This window comes from Gemmatimonadaceae bacterium (genome assembly GCA_019752115.1).
In the GTDB taxonomy this organism is placed as follows: Bacteria; Gemmatimonadota; Gemmatimonadetes; order Gemmatimonadales; family Gemmatimonadaceae; genus Gemmatimonas.
In genome coordinates, this window is the sequence record JAIEMN010000035.1 from 14,914 (window position 1) to 29,473 (window position 14,560).

Below are 14,560 nucleotides of genomic sequence, written 5' to 3' on the forward strand. Positions count from 1 at the left end.
GAGTCGGCGGTCCCCAAGGGTCCTCGGTGCATGAGCGATCCCTGCCGCACTCCGCGCTCCCGCGCCGGTTCTCCGCATTTTCTCTCCCTCTCTCGCGCGTCCCTGTCCAGTGAAGTTCTGAGAGGTCCAAGGAGGATCAATAGCTCGGAGGAGTGGCCAGTCTCGACGGAGCGTCGACATGTGGAAGATTTTTCCCATCCAGTCCGCTGGCGCCGCGCTACAAGGTGTCCAACAGCGCAGCGGACTCGTCGCCCGACGGCAGAACGTACCAGCCGGGCGCATCCAATGCTTCACATTCGCTAGACTCAATTTCGTCAGATGAATTGCTGTCAAGGTGGCGCCGACGGATATCGCAGGTTCATGACGGATCTATGGGATCTGAGCGCGACTGCAATCCGATGGTGCGACGGGGTACACGGGGCTCCCGAGGACCTTGTATCGCGCGATCCCAATTCCTATGTGGATGGGTCAATGAGAGAACTTGAGGTGACACTCGTAGTGCGCATTCTTCGCAGATGGCGGGCAACGCCACAGTCGCCAGCAAACGCGTTGTGCCCTGACTGGTACGGTGACCGCGAGACGCCATTGAGGGCGGACGAAGTCGCCGAACTGATAGCGTGGCTCGCGAGACGCAGTCCCTCCGCGTATCTCGAGCTTTTCCCTAGCGAGCCGATTGCAAGACGACCGTGGGGCTAGCGAATGGATGCTGACCCAGGCGCCGGGGGCTGCGGTTGGCTGCTGCGGGATCACGTGCCGAGGGCGAGCGCGGCGGCAGTGTGGTCATGGCTACATTAGTTGCGCGTACCGCCACATCGCTCGTGCGACACCGGCTTGATGACCATATTGCTCGCGCAGCAGCGCTCGTGGTCGAGCTCCTCTGTCTGCGGGGAAGGCAAAGGCAGTCCGAGCGAGAATGGCGTAGACATCCACCCCATCGTGCGTTCACCGCGCGTCGCCTGTGTACAGCAGCACACGGACGCATCGCGTTACCGTCTCTCCCCCGAGGTGGCACGCGATTGATGGGGGCCGTGTGCGTCGCGGTTGGGACGGGGCGACGGGGACGGAGCTAGGCGGACCACGCACGCCCCCTTACTGCTTGCGTTCCCCGTCCCTCTCGGCGATGCGTTTGTGCGGACGAAGGCCGAATACGCAAGACGTGAACGTCCTATGCCAGCCGATGGGATGGACGGCCGAGGCTATGACGCCACACATTAGCGGAGGGGTCAATCCGGCGGCTTGCCTTCCTCCTCACGTGGAGCACCCAATGGGACGTATTGATTTGGTGGCGGCAGTCGAGAGCGCGATGCGCTTTCAGGCGGCACAGGACCGACAGGCCCAGGGCACGTCGGCCGAAGTAGAAGCGGACATGCTCAACAAGCGGCGCGAATTCCTGCTGCCGAGTGACCGCGTTTTCTTTGAGAGCCTCATCGACGGGAGCGATATTCTGCCGATCCGGTACCTCGAGATCGGCCAACGTGCGGCACGTGCGGTCGGCCGTCTCGAGATTCCTGTCGCGGGACAGGGAACGGGCTTCGCCACGGGCTTCTTAGTGGCGCCGTACCTGCTTCTGACCAATCAGCATGTCCTACGCACCCCGGATTGGGCGGCTGCGGCTACCTTCACGCTGGATGCGGCGGATGACGTGACGGGGATGCCGCTCCCGCCACGGGTCTTCCGCCTCATCCCGGGCGAGCTATTCGTGGCGGACGAGGCGCTCGACTTTGCGATCACGACGGTGAGCGCCACCGCGACCGATGGCACGCCGTTGCTCGACTATGGCTATCTGCGTCTCTTCGAGCAGACCGGTAAGATCGTACGTGATGAGTACGCCACCATCGTGCAGCATCCCAATGGCCGACAGAAGCACGTCGCTGCGCGGAACAACAAGGTCACCGTCTACCCGTACGATGACCAGATGGCGGCGGCGGGGACGCCCGCGAACAACTTCCTATACTACGAGACCGACACGCTCCGGGGCTCGTCCGGCTCCCCGGTCTTCAACGACCAGTGGTTTGTCGTGGCGCTCCACCGACGCGGCGTCCCCGCCGTGACGCAACAGGACGGGCAGTGGGTGGTGCTGCGCCAGGACAATTCCCCGGCGACGCGGCAAGATGACGACGCGTCTCTGCGGTACGTCTCGAACGAAGGCACGCGCATCAGTCAGATCCTCGCGAGGCTCCGCGAACTCGCGAACACGAAAGACGGGATGTATGCGGCTGACGCCGCGCGGGCGCTGGCGATCATCGGGGGGGCGGCTGGGGACGTCAGCGAGGGGCCGCTGGCGACCCCGGTCGCGATTCCGACGGTGCTGCGGCCTGCGACAGTGGGGCGGTCGGTCGTCGCTCGTCCCGGGAGCGCTCACCTCGGGGCGCCCGTGATCAGACGGTCCGGTTGGACGGCGAATCGACCCGCGCTCGGCGTGGAAATCGCGCGGCGCGCCCTCGACCTCTTCCCGAACGACCTCGGCTACGATCCGGACTTCCTCCACGGCGTGACTATCCCGATGCCATCGCCCAAGCCGGTCCTGCGGAAGGCGTTGGCTCCCCGGGTCGACGCGCCCACCGAGTATCTGCTGCCGTTCCGGCACTTCACGACGGCCATGCATGCAAAGCGCCGCGTCCCGATCTTCGCGGCGGTCAACATCGACGGGAAGGGGCGGTCTCGCAGCAGTCTCCCCCAGCGCCCATCCTGGTCGTTAGACCCGCGCATCGCGGAAGAGCACCAGCCGGACGACTCGATCTTCAGCCAGATGCTGCAACGCGGCCATCAGGCGGCGCGCGAGTACGTGGTGTTCGGCACCCCCCAGGAGCGGCGACAGGCCGACCTCCATAGCTTCACGCTGACGAACGTCTGTCCGCAGATCGCCGCCTTCAACGGCACGCGGGAGTGGTACACCGTCGAGCGGGAAGTCGTGGGCGCGGCCAAGGACGAGCACACCCGGTTGAGTGAGTTTGTCGGGCCGATTCTGGCGGCGGATGACCCTACGTACGACTCGCTGCGGAGTCCGAACTCGGATGCCGTCATGGGGACGCGCATCAAGATCCCGCAGCGGTTTTGGAAAATCATCTTCTGGGTCGAGGACGGGACCTTGCAGCACCGCGCCTTCATCCTGGACCAGCGAGACGAGCTCGAGGCGGCGGGGCCGCTCGAGCTCGATATCGAGACGCCCAGCGGTGTCGAGGAATCGACCGTCGAGGAGATTGGCGACCTTACGGACTTAGTGTTCGAGGGCTTCTAGCCTCCGGAATGCATCACGGCAACAGTCGTTCGGAACAGGACGACCGGTGTGGAAGGCCGTGACCGGTCTCCCCAATGAGCGGTCGCCGATGTTGCACGTCGTGCTGCGTCGGGACCGAGATTGGGGCGAGATGATCCCGAGTTGGTCGAATGCACTGGCGCCTTTGCAAATGTTCCCAAGGTCACTGCTGGTGATCCCGCAAGTGTACGTCGCGCAGGCGGCGACGGACTTGAACAGGACCGAGCCATGCGCGAGGCCTCGCTTACTCAAGGACGCACGTGTGTGGTGGTGCGGTGACATGCGGGGCAGCGAAAGTCGGGTATAAACGATTCGAAATCGATGGGTGCCACCTGCGCCAAGCCTCCCTGCATAGACTGGCCTGGCGCGCATTGTTCACGACCAACTGGAGATTCCGCGGCGGCAGTCTACAAGTAATCGCAAATTGTGTCGCAATCTCAGCATGGAGCATTCGATGCGCTACACTTACCTGGAACGCCAGCGCTCCTCCAGAGATCTAACGTTGCGCGGCGTGCGTTGACGGAGTCGGAATGGCCGAGGGGCACACACTTCTTCCGCAGAACCATCACCAGCACTCGCCAGGTCTCGGGCAAATCCAATGGCAGGTGGCCGTCTTCGCCGTGAGCAAAGAGTAGCTCGGTCTCAGCTCTTTCAAATCTACCCGGCGTGGGAGTGCGTCCGACTGAACCCGCGCGCGCGGATAGCGCCCTGCGCCGGACAGGGAAAACCCTTCTGCTGGAGTGCTCGAACTGATGTTCCTCGCTCGCATCCCTCGCACGCTTGCTCTCGGCGCGTGCCTCGCCGTGGGCGCCCACCAGCTCTCGTCGCAGGCCGCCCCCAAGGTCGCGTCCGAAGCAGTACTGCCTCCGCACGCACCTGAACAGCTCGCGGGCACCCTTTTCGTGCCGCGGGTGCGTGGTGCGATGCCCGTCGTCCCGCTCATCTCCGGGTCAAGGCCGACCGACCGCGACGGTAACGGCCCTGGCGGCGCGCCGGGTTCTCTTCTTCTGCTGGCCGAGTCGCTTGCGAGCGCGGCGGATTGCGACCCTGCGCTTCGACAAGCGAGGTGTGGCGGGCAGCAGAGGTGGAGGGATACCCGATGAACGCCTGACGTTCGACCGGTTTGTAGATGACGTGGTCGGCTGGCTGCGGTTGTTGTCGGCAGTCTGCCGATTTTCACGGGTGATTGTCGCGGGACACAGTGAGGGAGCGTTGCTCGGACTCGTTGGGCTCCGCCAGACGCTCACCGCTGCCTACAGCTCGCTTGTGGGAGCGGCCGGACCGGCGGACCAAGTCATCCGCAAACAACTCAGCGCAAAACTACCCCGCGCCGCTGCTGATCCAGAGTGACAGCATCCTCGCACGACTGAGGCGCGGAGAGACAGTCGACTTCACGCCGCCGATCCTCGCCAGATTGTTCCGACCCAGCGTCCAAGGCTATCCGCGCTCGTGGATGCAGTACGCGGGGAGAGCGAAATCGCACGACTGACGAGTCCGTGCTTGATTATGTAATGTTCGAGCGACTTACAGGTGGCTCCTCTCGAAGCGGACCTGCTCGCGCGAGCAAACCTTGGTGCCGTGTGGTCCGCATTGAAGGGATGAACCACGTACTCAAGCAGGCGCCAGCCGACCGGGCCTGCCAGATGCCCATCTACGACGGCGCCAGCGCGCCACTCTCGCCCGGACTTGTTGACGCCGTCGCTGCATTCGTCGACAAGCCGCCGCGGTAACGGCAACGGGATCGAGGGGGTCGCCCACCTTCATCTCCAGATGACTTGAGGCTCTTCGTCGACTGGCGCCAAACCGCAGGCATCTGGAACGGGAGGTTGCCCTTCAAGGCCGATTTTCGAAACTGCACTGATTTCTGCCGCGCGGACCCGTGAACGTATTGTCAGCAACGCTGAGTGAGCGTGCCACAGGGGTCCGTGACGGACCGAAGCCTGCACGGCGAACGCGACGACTTCGCGCTGTGACGAAGGTCTTGCAGCGTTCGCAGGATCAAGATCGCCATTAGGGCGGCCGAACTTATGTTGACGGCGTCCGTACGAAAAGGTGATTCGCACGTTACAAGTTTGGACGAACGACACTGTAGGTTGAGTCGAATACGGTGTACGTCGCTCCGGACCATTGGTTGAAAACGTCCACCACCCAAATTCTTCGATTCGGGCCAACCCGCACAAGTAGTCCGGAGTCGACCGACCGCATTACGGTCGCCTCGCTGGTTGAATCGTAAAAGGACCAAAATGCGCGAAGAGCCCGCTGACACTCGAGCGTATCGGACACCGTCTCGATGTCGCCCAACGTCGCGGAGAGAAGCCCCGCGCGAGTTCGCAACGAGGTAAAGTATACTGAGGTGTCTTCGACGACCCGTTGAATTCGTAACAACGCCTCAGCCTGAACCTGTACGCTCTTCATCGCACACGTGTTCGTGGCTCGCGCAAGAGGAGCACGTGGTCCAACCGGCTTGCGTGCGACCACGACGGCACCCGATATGCCGAGAGCCAGCAAAAGCTTGGTGAGCATCGATCCTCTATTTCGTTGAAGGGGCGGTCGTAGTCTTCGTCATACACACGAGCGGCGACGGCGGAATCGCACGTCGATACCCCTGTACGTTCTGGCCGACCTGGATCGGTATCGGAAGTCTTCTTGGTGGTGAAGCCGAGTCTGCCCGCCAAGCGCCCGTGTGTGGACCTTGGGTCCACACACGGTCCTGATCAATGAGCACCTGGCGAAATCTCGGATTGAGCAATTGTGTCCCGGGATTGAGAGATTCGAAAAAGCGGTTGAGGTCGAGCGCCTGATAATACGTGTCCCAATCCTCTGGGCTGGGTCCATCCCCCACGGTTTGTCCGGCTTTTGAGGTGGGGCACCCCACATGTGGAAGCGTGTCCACACCCGGCCGATATGGATGTGTATGAACGAGGGTCACAATGTTCATTACCCCGGGAATCCAGCTTGGGAACGCTTCGCGATAACGATCCAGCGCTGACTGTGTGGTACATGGGGTAGAGTATTGATTCGGCGGCAGCACGCGGTAAATCATGACGCCCGCTGAGTCGACAACGAGCCCGCTTCGCTCAATTTTGCTGGTCAACGGCTGATTCGCTCCGCCGACTGTCCACAGGGAATCGAGCAATCGGCGCGTTGCGGTGTTGTCGAGCGCAGCATCACCGGTCGGACAGGCGACGGTATCAATGACCACTCGCGCTGAGAGAGGGACACCTTGGCTAGTCGTCGCCGTCACCGTGAGTGTGTCGGGTGCGTTCACAGAGATCTTGCACCGACTCGTCGACGGATTACAACTACCGGAAGCGCTTTTGGCGCCTGTCACCGCGATTGAAGTAAAGGCGCGAGCTTTGGGTGAAGTGGCGATCTTGAGTTCCACTGTATCGCCGGATGCTGAAATCTGCGGCCGGTCGGGTGTCGCGATAAGTTGGAGTGGCCGGACAGTCACCTGTGCGGACGCTTGCTCGTATCGCGACGGCAGCAACAGGGCATACACGTACATTACGCCAGTGCGATCTACGGCTGTGAGACACGTATTCAAAGAGCCTGCACAGGATCCTGTTCGCGTGTCGGGCGCGCTGTCGACGACCACTCCAAGGGTCGCGCGTCGGTGAGGTACCCACGTCCAAGTGCGCGGTGTTGGAGCGAGGGTGAAGCCCGTTACCGTCAGCGAAAAAAGGACGGTGTCACCTTGTACGATCTCGGACGGAGAGGCGGTTAATCGCAGCATATCTGAAGCCGGTGATATAGAGACGCGCTGTTCGCCGCCTGAGGAGAGATAGACGCATGGCCCTTGGCAATTGTACCAACCAGGCCACGTGGGTTGAGCCATTCCCAGGCGTACTACGCTGCCAGATCCGTAAGCGAGGCCCTGTACCGAGAACCGACTGAGCGTCGGTGACTCCATGGAATTCGAGATCGACTTATTACAGGCCATCACCGGATTTGTCGGTGACCCATACTTGAAGAACGATGTTGTAAAGTATCCGGCACAGGAAGAGCCGACGTACATTCCGTCCGCGTCTAGTGGCTGAAGCGGTCGTCCCCTGAGCGAGTCGAAAGACGGTACCATTGATGTTGTGTACGCTCGTCCGATGGTGCCAACCACACTCATCTCGACCCACGTCGGTTCTGAATAGTCTACGGGCCAGGGTACGCTTACGTAGCCGGAACTGAGGTCGGTGCCAGGACCCCGTACCTCAGTATGGGTTCGTGGCACTGGTCCGGGGACCAGATCGCATCCCGGCCCGCACTGTGTCGTTTGCGTGTCAATCTTGGCCATTCGACCCGTCGCGGGTGGGAGGGCACCCTGCACGTTCGTGGTATTGGTGACGCCAGAGCGCTCTGCACACGCACTCGCGATCAGGAGAAGAACGACGTACTCGAGTACTTGCGTGACAGGCGACTTAACGCACTGCAGAATCCGCGGCAATAGGTACTCAACGTCAGTCTGGCGATTCATTGCCTCAGATCGTGGAGGTAGGCGCCGCAATCCCACCAATTGGGCTGTCTGGTTCGCACGCAGCGAAGACTTAGTACGCTTGAAGGAAGGCATTTGCGAGGCAGTGCTGTTGAGATCGTCCCAGGTTAGCGTCACTAGTGTATGCGTGAGTGTCACTGCGCCGTCATCCGGTTCATCCCACCGAGTGTTGCCGGAGCATCGATGTCTCGCAGGTGTCGGAGGGCGAGAATGCAACTCCGCAATCTTTTCCTAGCGCTCATCGGCGTAGCGCTCCATAGAAAGCGCCATCCCGCGATGGTCGCGCTCGCGACGGGACCGGTCGTATCAAGGTTTTCGGCCGACGATGACATCTCGGCGTGCATCGGGCACGACATGAGGCTGTTCCTCGAGAAGCCCTTCTCGCAGGAACAGTTTGACAAGCCGTTGGCGGTGCCTGCCGAGCAGCGGCAGGAGGGCGCCGAGCGGCGAATGCGACCGGCCGTTCAGTGCACAACCATGGCGGAATGTGATTGCTGGCCGTATACAAGAGATCGCTAGGCGCGAGGCTGGGCCGCTCTCTGGCGCACCGCGGCGACGCCGCGCGGTGCGCCGTTGCCACCTCAGTCTCAGGGCCTCGGACATGTCCTCTCTATCGGAGTTCCCCACGCTCGCGACCGGCATGGAGACCGCCTTGTTCTATGCGAACCAGGTCCTCCGCCGCGAAATCGCCATCCACAAAGCGCTCGGTGTGCCGCGGGTCGTGTGGGACGACGAGCAGCCGGCGGTACAGGGCATCCCGCCAGAAGATCTTCCGGATCTCCCGCCGGAAGATCGCCCGGTCCTATCCAAGAGTTCGGCCCGTTGCCCCTCGGCGCGAGACCGTGACGCCGCCGCAAACTTCGCGCTACTGAGAGCGTAGAACGCTGTTCGAGCCGGAGATGTCAAGCACCTTCGCCGACACCCGTCAACGAATTTTCCGAAAGGGCCCACGTCGTGACGGTGATGTCAAGCGTACAGATTGATTTCAATGCCCGAATACGCCTTCGACCAGCTCTCGCCCCTTGAGTTCGAGCGCCTGACGCGCGACCTCCTCCAGGCCGCCCACGGGATGCAGCTCCAGTCATTTGACGTCGGACGGGACGGCGGCATCGATCTGCGGCAGGCAAGTCCAACACATCCGCACGCGCTCGTGGTGCAGTGCAAGCACTATGCAGGGTCCAGCGTCAGTCAGCTGGTCTCACAGTTACGGCGCCACGAGCTTGCGAAGGTTGCGCGCCTAGCGCCTGCCCGCTACGTGCTCGTGACATCCCTCGACGTATCGCCGACAGTGCGGGACGAGATCTGCAGGCTGTTTGCGCCATACTGCGCCACGTCGAATGACGTGATGACCCGCACTGAGCTCAACAACCTCCTCGGTCAGCATCCAGAGGTGGAGCGGCGCCATCCGAAGTTGTGGCTCGCCAGCACAGCCGTCTTAGAGCGGATTCTGCATGCGGGAGTGTTTGCGGGGAGTGACGATGAGTTGGACCAGATTCGGCGCACCGTCGCGCGGTCGGTCATACACGGCGGCGTCCCTGCGGCGCTCGCGCGCCTCGACGCAGACCACCTCTGCATCATCACTGGCAATCCCGGGGTGGGGAAGACCACGCTCGCGAGGCTGGTGCTGGCCGAGCTGGTGGCGAATCGCGAGTTCGAGCTCGTCACACTTTCCGAGGGGTTGCCAGAGCTCGCGGTGCGCCGGCGCCGGGGACAGCGCCAAGTGTTCTACTTCGACGATTTTCTTGGACAAACACGCTTCGAGGGTCTGCACCGTCACGAGGACCGGCGATTGGTCGAACTCATGCGTGACGTTCGCGCCGAGCCCAACTGGCGTCTCGTGCTGACGACACGGGAGTATGTACTGGAGCGTGCCAGGCAGCTCTCCGAACCGCTCGCGGCGGTAAAGCTGGCTCCCCACGCCTTCACCGTGTCGCCTGAGCAGTACACGACGCAGATCCGCGCCGAAATGCTGTATCAGCACCTCTTCTGGTCCGATCTGCCCCCGGCCCCGCGGTTGGCCCTGCTCCAGAGCGGTCAGTGGAGCGCCGTGATTCAGCACCCGAACTTCAATCCGCGGCTGCTCGAGTTTCTAACGTCATCCGCTCATGCCGGCCACATCCCGCCCGCGAAGTATGTAGACGCCTTCCTTCACGCGTTACAGACCCCAGAACTCTTGTGGGAGCACGCGTATCACGAGGGTATCGACGCCGACGGACGTGACGTGTTGTGTATCGCGGCGAGCTTCGCGGGCAGCGTGACGCTGACTCGACTGGAGGCCGCGTGGCACGAGTTTCAGCGCTCCCGCGCGACGCTCTTCGGCGCATCCGTCAGCGCTCGTCCGCTCCGTCGCGTCCTCGCCCCACTCGTCGGCAGCTTCCTGACGTCGGACCGCGAGTGGAACGGCGAGGTGTCACTCCGCTTCGCCAACCCCTCAGCGCGCGACTACGTGTCACATATACTGTGCGATGATTATACATGCGTGACCACGCTTATTGCTTCGGCGGTGGCGCTGGAGCAGGTGATCAGTCTGCTGCGGGGCCATCGCGGGCAGGCGTTTCGGGGCGCGACCGCGCCTCACGTGCTGGCGTTAACCCTCCGGCGCCTCGCCATAGCGGATACCGCCCCCGGCGCGCCGCCGGTATACACCGCTCAGCTCTTGAGCAAACCGGAAGCGCGGGCCATGGTGCTGTGTGACATCGCGGATCGGTTGAATCATCCGGACCTCGTGTCGGTCGCGCGCCACTCGCTCGCGAGGGTCCTGCGGTTATGGCGTGGTGAGGGCGTCGCCTCGCCCGAGGTCGTGGCGCCGTTACTGAGGCGCGTGTACGCCGCCGAGGCACCAAATGCCTTCTGGCATGTAGAGCTTGGGACGGTGGGACAAAGCGGCCAGGCGCTGCGCTCACCTCAGCTGCTCGCAGCGGGCTTGCAGGTCGCGGCCGAGGGTCTGGCGACGGCGGATGACCTTGAGGCGATGGCAGACCTGCGACGCGCCCTGCCCGCAGCGTTCTCCGACACCTACCTGACGCTGCTGGGCGATAAGGTAGCGGATGTGTGTCATCAGGAGTCTTACGCGGAGGAGTCGCCGCCGACGTCCGGGTTCTTTCGGGACCATGCCGACCGGCTCGAGCGAGCGGCCATTGCCCTCGATGCGGCGCCAGGCTGGGTGCCGGTCAACGGACCGGGTTATCGCGTAGCGTGGGCCGTAGAGCGCCTGCGTGATCAGGCAGAGGGTCTCGAACAGCGCGAACGCGAGGAGCCCCCGACCAGTCTCCGCGTTGGCGCGGGGTTGGCTGGCAGTTCGGGCAGCGCCGGGGGGCATGTCACGGACCTGGCGGACTTGCCCGCCATGTTTCGGGGGTTGCAGAGTCTGCTGGAAACCTCGCCGCCGCCGGAAAGCTGAGTCGCCGACCGACCGACCGGCCGGCACGTAGGCGCCGAAGACGCCAGCCCAATGTCGAGCGAGAAAGTGTCTAGCTGACGGGTAATCGGCCCGATTATCGCCTAATCGGCCCTCGCGATCAGCGGCAGCTTTCGCGACGGCGCACCGACCTCGACATTGCCGTCCATGAGCACACCGCGGACGCCGGGGAACCATCTAGAGATCGAGCGACGGCACGGCAGCCCATCGGCGCTGGGAGACTGTTTGGTCCTCGCGTCGCGTCGCGCCACTCCACCAAGGCGCGCATGGGTGCCAGTTCGTTGCACCCGGCCCGCGTCGTCGCCTTGGCCAGTCTGCCCGGTTCATTCCCAAGAATGGACGGATGAGATCGCGTTTCGTGGGTCGGCGTGCGGCGGCCCATGGCACGCAGCGCGTGCGTCCGGTACACTCGAGGGTAATGCCATTCGCCCCGCTCACTTCGCTCGGTCCATCGACCGCCGCTTCGACCGTGCCACCGAGCCGCCCACCGGCGCCTCGGGCGCTGTCCGACGAACCGTGGGACTGGGCCGCGGTGCCAGGGATCGAGCGAGCATTGGCGCGAGTGTTCGCTCCGCCAGTTGCGCGCGCACTGGCGCGCCGCGCCGACAGCGCGCCATTGCGGTCGCTCGGTCAGCTCGTGCGCGAGACGTACGGCGCGGACGCGTTGATCCCGTCGCTGGAGAGCCTGTACACGTCCGCGTACGCGTACCTGTGGTCGGCCTACCGGGCGGAGTACTGCTACAAAAATGCCATCGCTCGGCACATCCTCCTCGGTCGACATTCGCTGCGCACGACCACCATGCTGACCGAGTTTCGCGTCGGGACGTCGAAAGCCGATGTGGTCCTGATCAACGGAACTACGACCGTGTACGAGATCAAGACGGCGCTCGATTCGCTCGACCGGTTGCCGGGTCAGCTCACGGATTACTGCCGGGTTTTCGACTACGTCAATGTGGTGACCCACGCGGACGCCATTGACCGCCTCGCCGCCGTGCTGCCGCCCAACGTGGGTCTGCTCGAGCTCACCAGCTCGGGACGATTCCGCACGCATCGCGCGGCCGACTCCAACCTCACGCGACTTCAACCGGGGTGGATGCTCGACGCGCTTCGGCGAGACGAGTACGTCCCCATTATTGCCGACGTCTTCGGGCGCGCTCCGGCGCTGCCGAACACCCACATGTACGACGCGTGCCGCGACCTCTTCGAGCAGCTCGCTCCGGCGCGCGCACACGCGGCCTTCGCCGACGCGTTACGACGCCGGGCGCGTACCTCCGGTGTCGAGGAGATCATTCGCGACGTGGTGCCCGCGCTCTCCGCCCTCTGTCTGAGCGCGGGCTTTGATCTTGCCGACGCCAGCGCCTTCCGCGAGGCACTGCGCCAACCTTTATCCACCATCATCGAGTAGCGGGCACGCTCACACGCGTGGCCGCCGCGTGTGAGGATTCGATGTATCTGCCCTACGTGCGTGGGCGCCAGTATGAGCTGCTTGCGCTCCGCAATTCCCACCCGCTCCTCCAGCAGTGGCCAGACATCCTGCCGCTGGTTGAGCCCGTCAATGCAAGTCCGTCCGCATGTCTTCGCGCGGCCACCGAGCTCACGACCGCCGGGTGCCGGATCGCCATCATCACGAATCCCGTCGCCAACAGTCGCGCGGGCGTCGTCCACGATGTGTTGCAGCACGCCACGTGTCCGGCGGCACTGCGGAGCCATGCGAGTGTGGTTCCCAGTTTACTCGTCCTGACGGGGACCACGGTGCAGCACGTGCAGACATTTTTCACTCTGTACGCCGGCCGTGAACTCTGCATCGTTCATCGCGAAGTACCCATCGATCCGAGCGTCACGACGACGCTGATTAACCTCGCACAGGGGCATCTGCACGCTGGGCACGTGGCGACACACGTGATCACGGACCAGACGCCCACGCAGCTGCGGCTCGCACTGCCGACGACCTCGCTGGTCCTCCTGCGTGATGGTTTTCAGCGGCAGCCGCACAATGCCGCGTATCCTCCCGCATCGTTCTTCGGGGACCTCCATCGCACGTACCGGGCGCAAGGCTATGCCGGCTGGGGTGACTTCCTGACGGTAGGGGACGTGTTTACCACGGGGGGCGGGATGCCCCTCGCCGTCGTCATTCACCTTACCGCGCTGCAGGCGAGCAGTTCGGACGCCTGGATTCGGCACTTCATCTCGTCGAGCAACGCTACCACCGCCAATCCCGCCGGCAAGTTTCTTCAGGCGGCGGCACGAGTCGCCAGCTACGCCGCCACGGATGCGGCGTTCGCAGGCACGGCCGCTTGCCGAGAGTTGCTCGGCTACCATGCAACGCCCCATTTCCCCGGGCTGGGCAAGCTGAAGGAACTCTCGATTCGGCATCATCTGCAGATGATGGGCGCATTCGCTTGACTCTTCGGCGCCGCCGGGAGGCGACTAGGCGGTGGACCCGGCGGGGGACCGGGGGGCGGACCTCTCGACATCAGCAGGGCGGTCGTGGCGCATGTCAGGACCTCCCGTCAAACGTGAGGACCTCGCCACCTAAGTGTGAGGACCTCAAAGCCTCCGGCATGGGTTCCTCGGGAGTGGGTATGGCCGTGTCGGTAGCAGGAAGGAGGTCCTCCTGCTGCGATGACCCAGTAGGAGATGCTTTTGCGCTGCATCGTGTGGTGCGGGATCAGAAGGCGGCGCGGAGGTGAGTGACGGCCGCGCCACGCCTATCGGCTTCACTGATGTACTGCCACCCCAGCCCGTCGCCGCGGAGCGCCGCCAGCTCGCCTGCCGTGCGCGCACTGCCCAACGCCGAGAGCCGCCGGCGCTCGAGCATGTCGCCGCGATGCCCTTCTTGATCGAGCGTCATCTAGGTGCAGAGCGGGGAGGCTTGAGGAGCTACCTGTACGCTGGCGACGTGGGGACTCCGCAACAAGCCGGTCCGTCAGCTTCGGCACGCGAGGTCATCGCCTGGTGCGGTGCTAGGACACTGCACGCCGTTGCTTAAGGCACGACGCTTGAAGCGCGGCAAAGACGCCTAGCGTGCTGCCACACGAGCCACCGCGGGATCGCCTGCCCGTCGCGGTCTCAGGAATCGGTGACTGCCTCGGCTAGAAACGCCGAAGGGGAGGTGCCGAGAACGACGCGGTCGGATTTCGGCTACACGGGCATCTCCGAAGAAACTCCCATGCCGCGATGCGACGTGCTCCTCCAAGCGGCCAATACCGGCGAGACGCGCGTGTTGCGCGCCGTCCTAAGGTCGTAGCAGCGTGGGATCGTGCTGATCGAGCGGGAGGAGTGGCGGCTGTTGAACTTGACGTGCCAGACCAACAGGCCGCACCTGTCAGTGATCGCGTGAAATTCCCCAGGAAGTGATCGTCTCAAAGTCCCCACCCCCATTCTGGGAGTCGGAAGATGG

The 14,560-nt window shown here is 63.6% G+C and carries 5 protein-coding genes; 4 read left to right on the forward strand and 1 reads right to left on the reverse strand.

Translation table 11 applies throughout. The features are described from left to right. Positions 1-1,264 precede the first annotated feature (1,264 nt). The 4 genes from K2R93_16610 to K2R93_16625 all read left to right on the forward strand — a co-directional run bounded on the left by K2R93_16610 (position 1,265) and on the right by K2R93_16625 (position 13,563). Positions 1,265-3,238, forward strand: a complete 1,974-nt coding sequence (locus tag K2R93_16610; GenBank protein ID MBY0491460.1) for a DNA/RNA non-specific endonuclease — start codon at positions 1,265-1,267, stop codon at positions 3,236-3,238. A 5,492-nt stretch (positions 3,239-8,730) separates the two neighbouring features. Then, entirely contained in the window at positions 8,731-11,142 is a 2,412-nt protein-coding gene (locus K2R93_16615) for a restriction endonuclease (GenBank protein MBY0491461.1), read from the forward strand. A 580-nt stretch (positions 11,143-11,722) separates the two neighbouring features. Next, positions 11,723-12,565: a sce7726 family protein gene (locus tag K2R93_16620; protein ID MBY0491462.1), complete on the forward strand. Its 843-nt coding sequence runs from the start codon at positions 11,723-11,725 to the stop codon at positions 12,563-12,565. 41 nt (positions 12,566-12,606) lie between these two features. Then, positions 12,607-13,563 (forward strand): sce7725 family protein, encoded by a 957-nt coding sequence (locus K2R93_16625; GenBank protein ID MBY0491463.1) that lies wholly within the window; start codon positions 12,607-12,609, stop codon positions 13,561-13,563. Between the two features lie 265 nt (positions 13,564-13,828). Here K2R93_16625 and K2R93_16630 read toward each other — a convergent pair whose 3' ends face one another. Next, the gene (locus K2R93_16630) at positions 13,829-14,011 is read right to left on the reverse strand and encodes a hypothetical protein (GenBank protein ID MBY0491464.1); all 183 of its coding nucleotides are present in this window, start codon (positions 14,009-14,011) and stop codon (positions 13,829-13,831) included. Positions 14,012-14,560 lie beyond the last annotated feature (549 nt).